Raw genomic sequence first — 16,564 nt, 5'->3', positions numbered from 1 at the left:
GCATAGGGACACGGGCAATGGTAGCCGCAATTCGGTACGGGATCGTCGGAACGGGCATGATGGGCGTCGAGCATCTGCGCAACATCACGCTGGTCCCGGGCGCACAGATCGTGGCAATCGCCGACCCGGTGCGGCAATCGCTCGACTGGGCCCGCGACGCGCTGGGGACGGCAGCGGCGGGCGTCACCGCCTATGACAGCGTGGAGGCCTTTGCCCGCGACGCTCGTGTCGACGCGGTCGTGGTGGCCTCACCCAATCACACCCACCGCACAGTCCTAGAGCCTCTGTTCGGCATGGATGCGGCGATCCTGTGCGAAAAGCCGCTTGCCACCACCCTCGCCGACGCGCGCTGGATCGTCGAGCGCGCCGCCGGTCATGCCCGGCCCTTCTGGACCGGCATGGAATATCGCTTCATGCCCCCCGCCGCCTCCTTTATCGATGCCATCCATCGCGGGCGTGTCGGCCGGTTGCAGATGCTGTCGATCCGCGAGCATCGCTTCCCCTTCCTGCCCAAGGTCGGCGACTGGAACCGGTTCGCGGCGAATACCGGCGGCACGATGGTCGAGAAATGCTGCCACTTCTTCGATCTGATGCGGCTGATCGTCCAGGCGGAGCCGGTGCGCGTCTATTGCTCGGGCGCGATGGACGTGAACCATCTCGACGAACGCTATGACGGCCGCACGCCCGACATCATCGACAACAGCTTCACCACCATCGATTTCGCCAATGGCGTGCGCGCCATGCTCGACCTGTCGATGTTCGCGGACGGGGCCGAGCACCAGGAGGAAATGAGCGCGACCGGCGACATCGCTCGCCTCGACGCCCTGATCCCACCCGGCGAACTTGTCTACAGCCCGCGCGTCGGCTTCGGCGGAGAGAAGCGCGTCGAGCGCACCCGCATCGCGATCGACCCGATGGCCCATGCGGCGGGCAGCCATGAGGGCGCGACCTATTACCAGCATCTCGCCTTTGCCGACGCGGTGCGCGGCGACGGCCCCGTCCAGGTGTCCGCCGAGGACGGTCTTCGGGCGGTGGCGATGGGTGTCGCAGCGGAAATCAGCGCCCGCGAACACCGCGTGGTCGAGATGCGTGAGGTCGAGGAGATAGTATAGTGTCGAGGCCCCGGTGTCCTTGGCCGCTTACCGTGACACCATTGGACGCTTAGAAGAGGTCGCTTACCCCTTCCCCGCCTTTACCTGTCCTGTGGCATTCGTTCATCGTGAACTTTGCCGCCCGCGATGGTCTGGATCATTACGGAGAATGGCGCGGAAGGGGCAGAGATCGCTCCGCTTTCGTAAAAACCACGTCGCGATGGCGGTCGCCGTATCGCGTGTCTCTACCCATCCTCACGCCCTCGACATCTGTGGGCCAAGCGCGGCCCGTATGGTCACGATGGCGACTTACCCGACCGCCGTCAGAACCGCTGTAAGTGGCTATAGCTGATAGCCCAGCGAAAGCATCACATTGCGCGGTGCGGACACGAAACAGTCGCCGCGGGCGAGGCAGGACGCATAGGCGCGATTGTCGAGAAGGTTGGTGGCATTGACGCGGATGCGCCAGCGGTCACGCTCCAGCTCGACCAACGCGTCGACCATCGTGCGTGCGGGTGTCACGATCGTCCAGGCGCTATTGCCCGAAACCTGTTGGCCCAGATAGCGCACGCCCGCTCCCAATCTCAGGGTCGCCCAGTCGCCCTCGATCGTTTTGGTCCCCCAGGCGGACGCGGTGTGACGCGACAGATAGCCAATCCCCCCCGTATCGCCGTCCACGTCATTAAAGCCATAGGCAAGCGAAAGATCGTAATTGCCCGGCAGGGTACGGGTGGCCTCCAACTCGAAGCCCTGGGTCGTCAGTTCCCCCGCCTGGATCTGACCCAGCGGATTGGTAGGATCGGGAACGGGGCGGTTCCGTTCCTTGATATCGAAGCCCGTCACGGTAACGAGCGTGGCCCGGTCCGGCTGCCACTTCACGCCGGCTTCGAACTGCCTGCCCGTCTGCGGGCGAAAGGGGGTGCCGGCCGTCGTCTGGCCGGCAACCGGCTGGAAGCTTTCGGTATAGCTGAAGAAGGGCGACAGGCCTGCCCCTGCCTCCCCGATGATACCGGCGCGGAAGGTGGTGGCCGTATCCGTGGTACGGCTGGTCACGCCGGTCGTGGTGTCCAGGCTGGCGGTGCGCACCCGATCACGTCGCGCGCCGAGTACGACCGAGACCCGGTCCCATAAGCGGATCTGGTCCTGCACATAAAGGCCGAGCTGCTTTTGGGTGTCGCGCGTGAAGGGTTTGAGGAGCGGCGGCTCGACGATCGAGGCATAGTCGATGTCGTAGAGATCAATGACTTGGTAGTCGTAATTGTCGCTCTTGCGAACGCGGTTCCAGCTATAGTCGACGCCTGCGAGTAGCGTGTGCTCCACCGCTGCGCCGGTCTGGAAACGCCACTGGACGTTGTTGTCGGTCGAAAAGACGTTGAGCCGCGCGACCGAGGAACCCGCATACAGGCCGATGCGTCGTCCCGCGCTGCCCGATATATAAGGATCGGTCGGGTTGGTGTAGCTGTCGGGATAATGGGTGAAATAGTCGAGGTCGCTGTCGATGTAGCGCGCCTTCAGGCTCAACTTCAGGTCATTGGTAAAGCGGTGCGTGATGATGCCGGATCCTTGGAGCAACCTGCCATCATACCGGTCGTACCCGGGCTTGCCGATGAAAAGATAACGCGGCAGGCGCGGGTTGCCGGGATTGTCGCGCAACGTGCCGATGATCGGCAGGAAGTTCGCGGTCGAGCCGGTCTGGTCCTTCTGATAGAGGCCCAGCAACGTCACGTCGGTTTGCAAGCTCGGCCGCCAGGTGACGGACGGCGCGACCATGACCCGGTCGTCCGGAACATGATCGACATAGGTATCGGCATCGCGCACCCGCGTGACGATCCGGGCCGCCAGCGTATCGCTGACTACGCCATTGATATCGGCCAGCACTTCCTTGCGGTCATAGCTGCCATAGACGAGGTTCAGGTCTGCGCTGTTGGTGAACAGCGGCGTTTTGGACACGAGGTTGACGATCCCGCCGATCGAGCCCTGCCCGAAAAGGACCGAGGCGGGGCCACGCACCACCTCCACCCGTGAGAAATTATAGGGGTCGGACGTGATGCTGGCATAATAGCTGAAGATGTCGCGCATGCCATCGCGGAACTGCAGAGCATCGACACCGCGAATGGTAAAGCTGTCGACCCGAGTGTCGCGGCCATAAGCGTCGGAATTGACACCAGCGGCATAGCGGACGGTATCAGCGATGTTGATAGCACCCTGCGCCAGATAGACATCGTCAGGAATAGCCGTAATCGGCTGTGGCACCTGGATCAGCGGTGTTTCGGTCTTCGTTCCGGCAATCGCCTGATCGCGGCGCCCTTCGACCAAAATCTCACGTTCCTTGTCCGCCGCTACCTCGGCCGGGGTGCGGCGATCGGAATCCTCGGGCTCGGCCGCCACCGCCGACGTACTGCAAAGCGCTGCCAGCGCGACGCCGGCCGTGATGATGAGCTTCATGAAACCGTCCCCCTTATAAACAAGGGGCGCACTAGTGCTATTGACAGTGACTCGCAAGAGCAAATTGGCAATAGTGGTATCGGTCTCCGCCAACCGCCCTCACGCCGACGCATATTTGGTCTGGAACCGAGCCAGGATGACGGTGTCGACCGGCTGGCCGATCGCCTCGGAGAAAGCATAACCGGTCACGGACAGCATCCCGCACGATCCGTGGCGCGTCCACGGTCAGTATATGCGTGCAGGACGAGAGGGGGCCCGCAGTAGATCATTGATCCGTGCTTTGACGAAACGTCAGCCATTGGCTCATGTGCCGACAAGCACGATCGGGCAGATCGGCACGCCGAGGAGTTTCGGGGCTTCTTAAAAGCTCGACCAGTCGTCCTGCGCCACGGCAATTGCCGGGGCAGTACGAACGCGTGCGCCCGCCGCGACCCGCGCACCGGCCTTCGCCACAAGGTCCTGCAGCTCGTGCACCGATGCCATACGCTTCATTCCGTCTTCGTTCGTCAGTCGGAAGCGACCGACCTGTCGAGCCATGTTCGCGGTCTGGTCGGCCAAGCTTCGTGCGGCGGCAGTAGCCTCTTCAACCATCGCGGCGTTCTGCTGTGTGACGCCGTCCATCTCGGAAACGGCAATATTCACCTGCTGCAAGCCGATGGACTGTCGCTCGGCCGCCGAAGCGATTTCGGATACCAGGGTGCTGATCTCGCCGATACGCCCCGTAATCCGGGTCAACGCCGCCCCGGTTTCCCCGACCAGCGTCACGCCGACCTCAACCTGTTCCGTCGATGCGGTGATCTTGTTCTTGACGTCCTTTGCCGCCTCCGCCGAACGCTGCGCAAGCGCGCGGACTTCGCTGGCGACGACGGCGAAACCCTTGCCCGCATCGCCTGCCCGTGCGGCTTCGACTCCGGCGTTCAGCGCCAGCAGGTTCGTTTGAAAGGCGATGCCATCGATGACGGCGATGATGTCACTGATCTCGTTCGATGATCGTTCGATACCGGTCATCGCGGCGACGGCGCGATCGACCACATCCGCCGATTGCACAGCATCGATGCGTGCGTCCTCAACCACGCCATTTGCACGCACGGCGTTGGCCGCCGTCTTTTGCACGGTCATCGTGATTTCATGCATTGCGGCAGCCGTCTCCTCAAGGCTCGCTGCCTGCTGTTCGGTGCGTCGTGACAGGTCGTCGGACGCCTGCCGGATATCGCCCGCGCCATTGGTGATTTCGCCCGCGCTGATGTTCACTGCCGACAGCGTCGCCGACACCGACGCCATGGCGGCATTGAAATCTTCCTTCAGCTTGGCGAACGGCTCTGCCAGGTCGGCGGTGATGCGGGACCGAAGATCACCTTGCGCAAGCGCGGACAGGCCAGTGCCGACGCTTTCGACGATCAGCGTGGCCTGTTGCTGCTTCGCACGCTCGGCGGCGATCAATTGGTCGCGCAGGGAAGTCACCGCGCGGGCCAGCATGCCGACCTCGTCCCGGCGATCCTTCTGGTCCAGCACGATGTCCAACCTCCCTCCGGCCATATCGCCGATGGCAGCGTTCAGATCGTGCAGCGGCCGCGACACAAGCTTCACCATCGCGAACAGGGTCGCCAAGATGACGCAAAAGGCGGCAAGGACCGCAGCGGCGATCATCAGCTTGGAACTGGCGTAATTCGCGGCGGCAGCCCCCTTGGCCTCAGCGTCTTGCCGTTCGAAGATGGACCGGAGCCGCTCTACTTCCTGGGCGAGTTTGTTGCTCTCGCCGCGCACGCTAAGCAACGCGCTTAAAGCGGCGACATCATCGCCTTGGCGGGACAATGCCAACGCTGCTTCATCACGCCGAGTGATTTCCGGGAGGATGTCTGTGATCCGCGCTACGGCCGCTTTGGCTTCGGGTGCCGTTACGAGTTGAGCGAGGCGTCGTTGCGCCGCTTCGGTGCTATGACGCGCTTGCTTTACGGCGTCGTCGGCCCCCTGCATCTGATCCGCCCCCGCCGCGATATGGCGATACATCGAGGTTCGATAGGCGGCGAACTTCCCTTCGAGTTGCCCCAGTGCGATCGCCTTGGGCAAGCGATTGTCTGCGAATGCGCTTACGCTGTCATTCATTGTCGACAGCTTGGACACGGCGACGCCGCTCAGACCCAGCACGATCAGCATGCAGCAGCCGAACGCCAGCAACAGCTTGTTCAGTAAGGACAGGTTTTTCATACGGCCCCCGGATGATACCATCGCCGTGCGCCTTCTCGCATCAACGACGTTGCAAAACCGACCTAGGCCTGGAGCGTAAATACAGGATTAAACCCTTGTTATAAGGACATTATCATGGAGCAATGCTCCAGATTGCCACTGCCTGACCGTGTAGCGTCAGACCTGCACAAGTGGCAAAGTCCCCCGGTTGCGGCGACCCGATCGAGCGTTGTCACTACCGGATTGGTCAGCGCGGGCCGGAGCGGACCAGCCATGTCATGTGGCTCAGGATCTTACTCCATCTAACGAGGATGATCGCTGGCATTGGGGCCGGTCTATAAGCCGGCCGAGCGCAATCGCGCCCATTAGGGCCGATCATGGATTGGCAGATGCCGCCCGGCGCAAAGGCGAGCGAGCCATAAAGATGGTAGGTCCATTGGGAGGTGATATTCACCCGCTCACTGATGGAGGCACACCGCCGCATCGAAAGCGCCACCACGCGCGGCAAGATCGTTCTGGAAGGATGGAAGACCTCGCATGACTGACCGAATCGTCCACGTCATCGCCCGCCTCGTGCCACGCCCCGACAAAGCCGAGGAATTGGCCGGCGCGTTACTCGAGATGCTCGACGAAGTGCGGGCAGAGCCGGGTTGCCTTCTCTATGACGCGCATGAGAGCCGCGACACGCCGGGCGTGATCGTGATGGTGGAGGCCTGGGCAGACCAAGCCGCGCTCGATGCCCATGGGCGCGCGCCTGCCCTCACCCGCCTCGCCGCGCGCTTCGACGCGTTGCTCGCCGAGCCGCCCGCAGTCGAACGGCTCCGACGGCTCGGCTGAGGACTCCCATCAGGGACAGCCGCAGAGCACGGCTAGGTCGTCGACCATATCCTGACACCGGAGACACGGACACCGGCACCGGCGGCGTTCAGGTGAACGCGACCGGCCGTCAGCGGGGCGTTGATCAGCTCGGACAGGACGGCTTGACCGTCGTTTACGAATATTTCGATCGACCCGGCATCGAGGAACACGCTGACCTTTGCGATACCCGCGGTGAAGTCGCAGGCGATATAGCGGTTCTGGCGCCAGGCCGCATTGTCGGGCGGATTGGGGCCGCTGGTATCGCGCTTCACGAACACGCGGTTATCCCGCAATTCGAAGCCGACTTGCGTGAAATATCCGTCGCCACCGCGAACCGACAGCCATGCGCCGCCGGGCCATTCGGCCGCCGTCCGGCTCAACGTCAGGTCGATACGCCCCGCAATGACCTCGGCATCGACAGGCCAGACGTAATCCGTCCCCTCCGTGATCGTCTGGTCCGCCCCATTCACCGTACGGGCGAACACCGCATTCTGCGCCGCGATCGGTGCCATTCGCAGGCGCGGGGTGCCGCCCATCCGTTCCAGGCGGAGTTGTCGGACGATGCTCAACTGCCCGCGATACCCGTGCGGCGCCGGCAGGGTGTTCGCATAGGCCCAGTTGCTCATCCAACCGATCGTCCAGGCGGAGGCAAGCGGATCGGGCGCTCGCGGATCGCGCCACACCACGGCGGCATAATAATCGGCCCCGCCGTCCAGCCACTGGCCGGTCGTGCTGTCGGCGGTGAAAGCGATGCCGTCGAACGTACCGACCCAGTAATAGGTACCGCCGGTAAAGCCGCTCGCCGTCCCGTCGCCGCCGACCAGCAGCACCCATTTGTCGGTCGCGCTCGTTCCATCGGCTTCGTAGAGATGCATGGGAAAGAGATGCGAACACTCCATCACCCCGCCGACGAGGTCGGACAGGAAGCCACTGGCATAGCTCCACTGCTTCAGGTCGGGCGAGGTGTAGAAACCGATCTTCCCCTCTTCGGACAAAGTCGTCACCCAGCGCGCGGTCGGGGCGTGCCAGAAGACGGTGGGGTCGCGGAACGGCTTGTTGCCCGGAAAATTGGGGTGGACGATCGCGTGAAAGGCAAAGGTCGCGCCGCCGTCGCGCGAATACCACAGCGCGGTCGACTGGTTCTGTCCGGCGGCATTGTCGGCGGGCATGGTCGCCAGCGCGATCAGCGTCCCCGCCCCAAAACCGGCGGTGTCGTCGGTGTCGATCACCGCGCTGCCGCTCCACACATCGCCGAACGCGGTCGTCCGACGCGGGATCGACACGCCGCGATCGGTCCAGGTGACGAGATCGGTCGAGGTCCAGCGGCGCCATTCGGTGCCGCCATTCGGCCATGTGGGATTGTAGAGCGCCCACATCGTCCAGCTATCGCCGATCCGCACCGGGCGCTGCGGATCGTTGATCCAACCACCATCGGGCGCGGCGATATGATAACGCGGACGGCCGCCGACCGCCGCCGGGGCGGGACTTTGGGTCGGGCTGGGGGTCGGCGTCGGGACCGGGGCGAGTCCGGCGGCCGAGGCGCTGCCCCCTCCCCCGTCGCCCGATCCGCGACAGGCGGACAGCATGGGCAGCGTCGTGATGAAGCCGAGCGTCTGACGACGCGAAAATATCGATGCCATCTGCTTCCTCTCCGCGTGCGACGAGCCGCCGCACGTCATCCTCCGCGCATCGCTTCTTCGAGCGATCGCACGATATTCGCATCGGGACGGCCCGGCGGACGCGGCGAGGCACGTCCGCCGCCCGGATTACATCTTGAAGCGGACGCCCAGGCTGAAATAGCGCCCCTCCACCCGCAGATCGCGGCCGAAGAACTGCGTTTCGTTGTAGAAGCGATAATTCTTGAACGGCTGCGCCAAAATATTGCTGACGTTCGCAACGAGCGAGATATTGCGGAACGCATCATAGCTGGCCGAGAAATCGAGCCGGGAGATCGGCCGCACCAGCTCACCCGCATATTGTTCTTCGTTGATGTTGCGGTTGTAGCTGCTGGTTGAGCGCGAGCGCCAATTATACGACAGGCGGGCCGAAATCCCGTTCTTTTCGTAGAAGCCGGTCAGGTTATACGCCCATTTCGACAGGCCGGTAATCTCCACCTGGCGATCACCCTCGCCCAGCACCTGCGGCAACTGATTGGTGCCATCGAGATAGGTGACATTGCCCTGGACGCCGAAGCCCGACAGCGCACCGGGCAGGAAGTCGAAAAAGGTCTGGAGCGACGCCTCGATCCCCTTGATCCGCCCGTCGCCGGCATTTTCCGGCCGGTTGAGCTGGACGCGGCCATAGATGGGATCGTTCACGACCTGGGTATAATAGCCGATGAAGCCGTTGAGGTCGCGATAGAAGGCGGCGACCGACGCCGATCCGTTCTTCGAGAAATACCATTCGAGCGAGGCATCGTAATTCTTCGACGTCAGCGGCCGCAGATCGGGGTTGCCGCCCGAACCGCTGGCGTCGAACACCGGCGGCGTGCCGTCGGGACCGGGGCTGTTACGGGTGATGTTGATCGACGGATTGAGCTGCCCGAAGCCCGGCCGGGTCCGCGTCTGGGTATAGCCCAGCCGTATCTGCCATTCGTTCGAGAAGCGGATCCGCGCGATCGCGGAGGGCAGCACATCGACATAATTCTGGCGCGTGACGCTGGGGACGATGCCGACCGTGCCGTCGGCAGCCTGCACCCGGCTGAACCCGCGATAGGTGCCGTCGGTGTTGACGATGCGCGCGCCGACCGTGCCGTCGATCCGCACCCCGCCCAAGTCGAAATCGAACTTCCCCTGGCCATAGGCCGCATAGCTTGCCTCGCTGGCGGTGAAGCCGCCCAGCGGATCGAACGGAATTTCGGCGGTCGCGAACTTGGTCACCGCTTCGCGAATGCCATTGTCCGACGGGAACAATAGGGTCGCGCGCTGGACCGATTGCAGCGCCAGCAGGCGCAGGGCCTCGCCATTGTCGCGGATCGCATCGCGACTGGGGGCGAGCCAGTTCTTGAAGCGTTGCGGATCGTCACGAAACCCGTCGGTGATCAGCCCGAGCGCCCCCGTCGGCAAGCTGTCGAGCGGGATGTTTAGCCCGGCGGTATAGGCATAGCGATTGTTATTCTGCGAATAGGCGTTGCGATCGCTGGCGCGGAAACCGAATTGCAGCCGCGGCAGCCAACCCCAGTCGGTTTCCAGATCCAGGTCGATGCGACCCTGGACGCCATCGCCCTTGGTCACGAAGTCGCGCTGATAATAGCCCCGCCAGCGACTATTGGCCGGATTGTCGATGGCATAGCCGCCCAGATCGAACACCGCCGATCCGCGCACATCCCAATCGACATTGATGGTGGGCGCGCTGGCGAGCTGGGCGTCGAGGCTATATTCCGACGCCTGATATTTGCTGTTGGTATAGGCGAAGTCGCCCGACAGCGTCGCGCGGCCGGTGGTCCATTTGAAACCCGCCGCCGCCTGCCACGTATCGGTACGGTCATTTTGGGTCGAACGATAAAATTCGGGGACATAGCCGCCGGTCTTGGTGAAGCTGGCCGCCTTGTCCGGCTCGCCCGGCACCAGCACGACATTGCTCAGCGTCGGGGCGACGCCGTTTGCATCGCGGCGTTCGAAATTGACGTTGAACGCATCGCGCAGAACCTCGCCGCGATAGGCCTGCCACAGCCCCTCGGCGAAGACTTCGAGATTGGGGGTCGGTCGCCATTGGATCGTGCCGTTGACAGCCGGGCGGTGGCGCACGCCCTTTTCATAGAAATTGCCCGCATTGGCGGGAAAGCGGAAATCCATGCCCACGCCCGGCGTGGTCACGGTCAGGTCATCGGCGGCGTCGTTCGCCCCGAAGCCGCGCGGCGAGATGATCGCGGAATCGGCATAGCGATCGGCGTTGCGATAGGTGGTGCGGACATAGCTGACATTGATCAGCGCGCCGACCTCCCCGATTGGCGTATCCCAGCGCTTGGTCAGCAGCAGATTGCCCGCCGGATCGAACGCCCGTGCCTGATCATTATAGGACGCGCGCAATTCGCCCGCGATCTCGGTATCCTTGACGTCGAACGGACGGCGCGACCGCAGATTGACGAGGCCCGCAAGCCCCGGTTCGATCAGGTCGGACGTGCCCGACTTATAGACCTCGATCCCCGCCGCGACGCCCGCCGGAAAATCCTGAAGGTGCAGCACCCGGTCCTCGGCCGAGAAGAATTCGCGGCCGTTGAAGGTGGTTGCGACATCGGGCAGGCCGCGCACCAGGATCACCCCGGCTTCGTCATTATAGCGCTGCACGGTGACGCCGGTGACGCGTGCAATTGCTTCGGCGGCATTGTTGTCGGGCAGCTTGCCGATGTCGTTCGACACGATCGCATCGACGATCGATGCGGAGTTGCGCTTGATCTCCTGCGCGGATCCCAGTGCGGCGCGGTAGCCGGTGACGACGATATCGGCGCTGGCGTCGTTTTCGGGCGCGGCATCGGCCTCCGCCTGGGCGGTCGTCTGCTGCGCGGCGGCGGGAATGGCGGCGAGCGGCACCAGCGCACTCGATGTCAGCAGGGCGAGCAAGGTCTTCGGCATAAATCCTCCCAGATTTCCGTTATGTTTTTTCAGAATTTTAAAGGGTCGACGGGGTGGGCGTCAGCCCGGCGCGGCCGCTTCCACCGTCATGACGAAGTCGGACATATCAGCGCGAGCCCCCGGTCATCGGCCATGCCTGCATCGTCAGTCGGGCCGATCCGCCCCTTGCGCTCGCGCTCCAGCGAAGCGGGCCGCCACCGCGAAAGAAGCGATCGGTGATGGTACGCGTGCCGTCCCCGACGAACACCTCCAGGATCGACTGGTCGGCCAGCACGCGCAGCCGCACCCGCTTTCCCTTCAGATCGACCGGCGCGATATGGCGGGTGGCGAAACCGTCATGGAAATGCGGGCCCGAGCGGGTGCGGTCGACGAACACCTCGTCGACGGTCGGGTTGACGCCGATCAGCGTCTGGTAACCCTGTTCGTCGGTCAGGGCGATCGTCACCTGCTCGGCCGTACCGGTGTCGAGATCGAGCGTCAGGTCGGCCGAGCCGCCCGCGATCGGCAGATCGACCGGCGTTTCGCCGAGCGTGGCGGCGAAATCCCGTCGTTCCCCGCGCAGGCTCGCCACCTCGCGCACCGGCGCCTGGGCGATGCGATAACCGGCGGGCGTCTTCTTCAGCGTCACCTCGCGCGGGACGGTCATCAGTCCGCGGGCGGGCCAGGTCGGTATGGCCTCGGCATAGCGCCAGTCATTCGCCCAGCCGATCCAGATGCGGCGCGGGTCATCCTTGGGCAGGTCGTTCCACGACACGGCGGCGTAAAAGTCCGCGCCATAGTCCATCCACTGCGCCTCGCCGGGCCAGCCCGGCACCGGGGTGAAGCGCGTGCCGTCGAAATCGCCGACGAAATACTGCCCGCCCGAACCGCCGCCGACCGCATTGTCGCCGAGATTGATGCCCAGCACCCAGCGCTTCTCGCCCGGCGCGCCGCCTTCGACCGGTAGTTCGAACAGATCAGGGCATTCCCAGTTCTTGCCCCGCCCGCCGACGGGCCCGAAGCTGCTGGCAAAGGTCCATTGCTTGAGGTCGGGCGAGGTGAACAGGACCGCGCGATTCTCCAGCGCCATCACCGCCACCATCACCCAACGCTTCGTGGGGGCGTGCCAGAACACCTTGGGATCGCGGAACTCGGGCGAGCCGACGCTCAGCACTTCGCCATGCACCGTCCACGTCCGGCCGCGATCATTGCTATAGGCGACATATTGCGATTGCAGCTTCGCCTGGGGATTATGCCCGGTATAGATGGCGACCAGCGGCGGCTTGCCGTCCCGGCCGAAGCCGGTCGTGTTGTTCCAGTCGACCACCGCGCTGCCCGAAAAAGCCATGACATCGGCGGTCTCGGGGATGGCGATCGGCAGTTCCTGCCAATGGACCAGATCGCGGCTGACCGCATGGCCCCAACTCATATGGCCCCAGCGATCGCCATGTGGATTATACTGGAAGAATAGGTGATACTCGCCGTCATAATAGACGAGCCCGTTGGGATCGTTCATCCAGTTGCGCTGCGGCGCGAAGTGATAGGTCGGGCGCGGATCGGGACGTTGCGCCGACGCGGCGGAGGCCAGCGCGATCCCGGTCATGGCGAGCATGGCGATGGTCTTCATGCCGCCTGCCCCTTCAGGTTCATGTCTTCGAGTGCGACGCCGTTGGTCTCCGGCATCACGCGCAGCGTCCAGAGCAGCTGAAGCAGCATCATCGCGCCGAAGAATGCGAAGACCCAGCCGCCGACCGCGCTCGCCACGATCGGGAAAAGCCAGGTGATCGCCGCCGCCGCGACCCAATGGGTGGTGGACCCCAGCGCCTGTCCCTTGCCGCGCACCGCGCTGGGGAAGACTTCGGAGATGAAGACCCAGATCACCGCCCCCTGGCTGATCGCGAAGGCGGCGATGAAGGCGAGCAGGCCGCCCAGGATCAGCGTACCGTTCGGAACGCTGCGTTCGAGCTGCCAACCGACCAGCAGCAGCGCAGCGGCGCACACGATCGACCCGACGATCAGCAGCGGCTTGCGCCCGAACCGATCGATGAAGAACAGGGCCGCAACGGTGAAGAGCAGGTTGGTCCCCCCGACCGCGATCGACTGGAGCAGTGCGCTGTCGGCCCCCGCCCCCGCCAGTTCGAAGATGCGCGGCGCATAATAGAGCAGCGCGTTGATGCCCGAGAGCTGGTTGAACATCGCGATGGCGATGGCGCAGGCGACCGGGAAGCTGTACGCGCTCTGGAACAGCCGGGCATCGCCCTGCCCCGCATCGCGGCGCTCGGCGGCCTCGATCTTCACCAGTTCGGCCTGCGGATCGAGAAAGCCCAGCCGGGTCATCACCGCCGCCGCCTTGGCGCGATCGTTGTGAATCGCCAGCCAGCGCGGACTTTCGGGCAGGACGAAGGTCACCGCCAGGAACAGGGCGGAGGGCACCGCGACGATTCCGAACATCCATCGCCAAGCCTGTTCGGGCGGCAGCGCCTGCGCGATCAGATAGTTGCTCAGGAACGCAATCAGGATGCCGAGCACGATGTTGAGCTGGTTCATCGCGACCAGCCGTCCGCGAAAACGCGCAGGCGACACTTCGGCGATATAGATCGGCGTCACCACCGACGCCGCACCGATCGCAAGGCCGCCCAGAAAGCGGAACGCGATCAGCATCGGCCAGCTTTGCGCAAGACCCGTGCCCAGCGACGAGATGACATAGGCGATCGCGACCGACAGCATGATCGCCTTGCGCCCATGGCGGTCGGCGGGCGCGCCTGCGACCAGCGATCCGATGACGGTGCCGATCAGGGCGGACGCGACGGTGAAGCCCAGCGATGCATCGGTCAGCGCGAAGCGCGTTTGCAAGGCCTGCGTCGCGCCCGAGATGACGGCGGTATCGAAGCCGAACAGCAATCCGCCCAGCGCCGCCCCGGCCGCGCTCAATATGATGGCGACCGTCGCCCGTGCATCGTCCCCGTCCTGCCGCCCTGCCGGCGTGGTGATGCTATGCATCGACCGTCTCCTTGTGTGTTTGAAAGGCTTCGGCCGTGCGCCAATGCATCGGCCATTGGCGGGTGACGGTGCGATAGGCGAGCGCCAGTGCGCCGGTCAGCCCCGCCGAAGCCCCCGCCATCGGTGCGGCGATATAATCGTCCATGTCGATCGCCCGCATGCTGGCGTCATATCCGGAGAGCTTCGCCACCAGCGCCTGGCGCACCCGCGGATACATGGCCGGCTGCATCACGCCGCCGCCCAGGATGATCCGGTCGGGACGGACGACATAGGTCAGCGTCGCGCACAGGGCCGCGATATAGTCGGCCTCGATCGTCCAAGCAGGGTGATCGGCGGGAAGCTGTTCGGCGGGAATGCCCCAGCGGGCGCGCATCGCCGGACCGCACGCCAATCCCTCCAGGCAATCGCCATGGAATGGGCAGATACCGGCAAAGTCCTGATCCCCCGCCGCGCGCGGTACCTGGATATGCCCCGCCTCCGGGTGGTTCGCGCCGCCATGCGGCACCCCGCCGATCAGCAGGCCCACGCCGATACCGGTCCCGACCGTGACATAGGCGAAGCTGTCGAGCCCCTGCCCGCTACCGAACAGTCTTTCCCCGACCGCCGCGCAATTCACGTCGGTGTCGAGCGTCATCGGCACGTCGATGCTCTGGCGGAAATGACCGAGCAGATCGACATTCTCCCAATGCGGCTTGGGCGTCGAGGTGATGCAGCCATGATCGGGGGCGAGCGGATTGAGCGATAGCGGCCCGAAACTGCCGATCGACAGGGCCGACAGGCGACCATGAACACGCTGCGCTTCGTGGAAAAAGGCACTCGCGGCACCGAGCGTTTCGGCGGGCGTGGTCGTTGCGATCCGGGTTTCCGTCAGCGTCGATCCGTCGCGGTCGGCGACCGCGCACAGGAACTTGGTGCCCCCGGCCTCGATACCGCCCAAAAGCAGTGGCTCGCTCATGCGGCGCAATCTACGGCCGCGGAAACAGGCAAAGCCATTCCCATCATCCATCTCCCATCAACGCCGCTTACCACGGTCGATGGGACTAAATCTACTGGTGTGATTTAATAGGTCAAGCAGGAAAATCCTTGACTTCCAACGACATGGATTGCAATCGTTTGCCGGATTGCGTCCGATTTTCCCTTCGGGATCATTCTCGCTTGAACAAGCTGCTCAGATCGGGGGCATATTGGGCATGAAGCGGCAGCAGCCCGGCGCCGATGGCAGCCGCATTTCTTCCGAGCGAGCCGGTACGCAGATCGGGCAGGAAAAAGTCGGGCGGCGCATCCTTCTGCAAATGCAGGCGCACCGCCCCGACAAGTTCGGCCAGTTCCCGCGCGTCTAGCGATCCGTCGAAGATCACCGCCTCTAGATCGAGCAGGCTGTTCGCACCCGAAATTGCAAAGGCCAACGCCTCCGCACAGCGGCTTTGCCATGCCGCCAGGGCTTGCGGTGTCTTGGCGCGATCGCGATCATAGAGGGACGCGTGGTGGATCAGCGCGTCGCGGCGGCCATCCGCGATGATCGGCATCGACGCCAATGCGCCCGCATTGCCATGCCGCCCCTGTACGACCTGTCCGTTCAGCACCAGCCCGCCCCCAACGAAGATGCCAAGGTTGATGAGCATGAAATTCTGCAGATCGACACCGGCCCCGCCCAGAAGATGGGCCAGGGTCGCGGCATTGCCGTCATTGTCGAAGAAGCTTGGCCAGTTCAGCCCGGTGCGCAGGCGGTCCGCGACGTCGGCCCGTCGCCATTCCGCCGCCTGATGCTCCGAAATGCCCAGTTCGTCGCGCCACTCGCCCAGGAACCACGGCATCGCGATACCGACGCCGAAAAAGGTCCGCGCGTCCTGAAGGGAAGCAGGCAAATGGTCGTGCAGAAAGCGATCGATGCGCTGCACGGCCAGTTCGATGCTGGGAAAGGCCCCCGTATCGCAATGCACGGCCCGTTGCTGTCCATCGAAATCCAACAGCACGAAGGTCATCGCATTGCGGCCGATCTCGACGCCCACCGTATAGCCGCGAGCGCCGTTGATGCGGTAGACCGTCGCCGGCTGTCCCATGCCGCCGGTTCGCTTCTCCGCCTGGAACAGCAGGCCCTCGCTATCGAGTTCGTCGATGATCCGCACGACCGCTTGGGGTGACAGACCGGTGACGCGCGCCAATTCCGCCTTTGATGCGCCGTTCATCCGCCGGATCGCCGAGAGGATCAGCCGCTCGTTATACCGCCGCATTCCGCTGGCATTGGTGCCCTTGCGCGCCATGTGCATATGGCAAGCCTCTCCCGTGAAGTTTGTAGTTTCCTGCGAGCCTTACACGGAATTGGGCGAAGAAACCCTCCTCAGGACGGATAGGCTTCGTATTTTGCCGTGCTGCCGACGATCCCGCGCGCCCCGCCGCCGGGGTGTACCGACAGGCTGGTCCACCGGCGGCAAGAAA

10 protein-coding genes are annotated in these 16,564 nt (G+C 64.1%); 2 read left to right on the top strand and 8 right to left on the bottom strand.

The features are described 5' to 3' along the window. Positions 1-17: 17 nt before the first annotated feature. The gene (locus tag ACWPWT_RS13275; RefSeq protein ID WP_454280069.1) at positions 18-1,112 is read left to right on the top strand and encodes a Gfo/Idh/MocA family protein; all 1,095 of its coding nucleotides are present in this window, start codon (positions 18-20) and stop codon (positions 1,110-1,112) included. Between the two features lie 321 nt (positions 1,113-1,433). Here ACWPWT_RS13275 and ACWPWT_RS13270 read toward each other — a convergent pair whose 3' ends face one another. Both ACWPWT_RS13270 and ACWPWT_RS13265 read right to left on the bottom strand, forming a co-directional pair. Continuing rightward, the gene (locus ACWPWT_RS13270; protein WP_454280068.1) at positions 1,434-3,536 is read right to left on the bottom strand and encodes a TonB-dependent siderophore receptor; all 2,103 of its coding nucleotides are present in this window, start codon (positions 3,534-3,536) and stop codon (positions 1,434-1,436) included. 360 nt (positions 3,537-3,896) lie between these two features. Continuing rightward, the gene (locus ACWPWT_RS13265; RefSeq protein WP_454280067.1) at positions 3,897-5,741 is read right to left on the bottom strand and encodes a methyl-accepting chemotaxis protein; all 1,845 of its coding nucleotides are present in this window, start codon (positions 5,739-5,741) and stop codon (positions 3,897-3,899) included. 516 nt (positions 5,742-6,257) lie between these two features. Between ACWPWT_RS13265 and ACWPWT_RS13260 the strand changes: the two genes are divergently transcribed. Further along, a complete protein-coding gene (locus ACWPWT_RS13260) occupies positions 6,258-6,557 on the top strand; it encodes a putative quinol monooxygenase (RefSeq protein ID WP_454280066.1) in 300 nt (99 codons plus the stop codon). A gap of 32 nt (positions 6,558-6,589) precedes the next feature. Here the strand turns inward: ACWPWT_RS13260 and ACWPWT_RS13255 are convergent, their stop codons facing one another. The 6 genes from ACWPWT_RS13255 to ACWPWT_RS13230 form a co-directional block, all read right to left on the bottom strand. After that, the gene (locus ACWPWT_RS13255) at positions 6,590-8,218 is read right to left on the bottom strand and encodes a GH32 C-terminal domain-containing protein (RefSeq protein ID WP_454280065.1); all 1,629 of its coding nucleotides are present in this window, start codon (positions 8,216-8,218) and stop codon (positions 6,590-6,592) included. 126 nt (positions 8,219-8,344) lie between these two features. Continuing rightward, positions 8,345-11,149: a TonB-dependent receptor gene (locus ACWPWT_RS13250; protein ID WP_454280064.1), complete on the bottom strand. Its 2,805-nt coding sequence runs from the start codon at positions 11,147-11,149 to the stop codon at positions 8,345-8,347. Positions 11,150-11,255: 106 nt separating this feature from the next. Beyond that, positions 11,256-12,755 carry a glycoside hydrolase family 32 protein gene (locus ACWPWT_RS13245; protein WP_454280063.1) on the bottom strand — a complete coding sequence of 500 codons (1,500 nt, stop codon included), beginning with the start codon at positions 12,753-12,755 and terminating at the stop codon, positions 11,256-11,258. Further along, positions 12,752-14,128, bottom strand: coding sequence for a sugar porter family MFS transporter (locus ACWPWT_RS13240; RefSeq protein WP_454280062.1), 1,377 nt, complete (start codon positions 14,126-14,128; stop codon positions 12,752-12,754). The genes ACWPWT_RS13245 and ACWPWT_RS13240 overlap by 4 nt, the downstream gene beginning before the upstream one ends. Continuing rightward, complete coding sequence (locus ACWPWT_RS13235; protein ID WP_454280061.1) at positions 14,121-15,083, bottom strand: ROK family protein; 963 nt, start codon at positions 15,081-15,083, stop codon at positions 14,121-14,123. Before ACWPWT_RS13235 ends, ACWPWT_RS13240 begins: the two co-directional genes overlap by 8 nt. A 190-nt stretch (positions 15,084-15,273) precedes the next feature. Beyond that, positions 15,274-16,395: an ROK family transcriptional regulator gene (locus ACWPWT_RS13230; RefSeq protein ID WP_454280060.1), complete on the bottom strand. Its 1,122-nt coding sequence runs from the start codon at positions 16,393-16,395 to the stop codon at positions 15,274-15,276. Positions 16,396-16,564 lie beyond the last annotated feature (169 nt).

The sequence above is a fragment of the Sphingomonas sp. Marseille-Q8236 genome (assembly GCF_965112005.1).
Note: the sequence above shows the minus strand (reverse complement) of the source record. Positions and strands in the feature narration are given on the sequence as shown.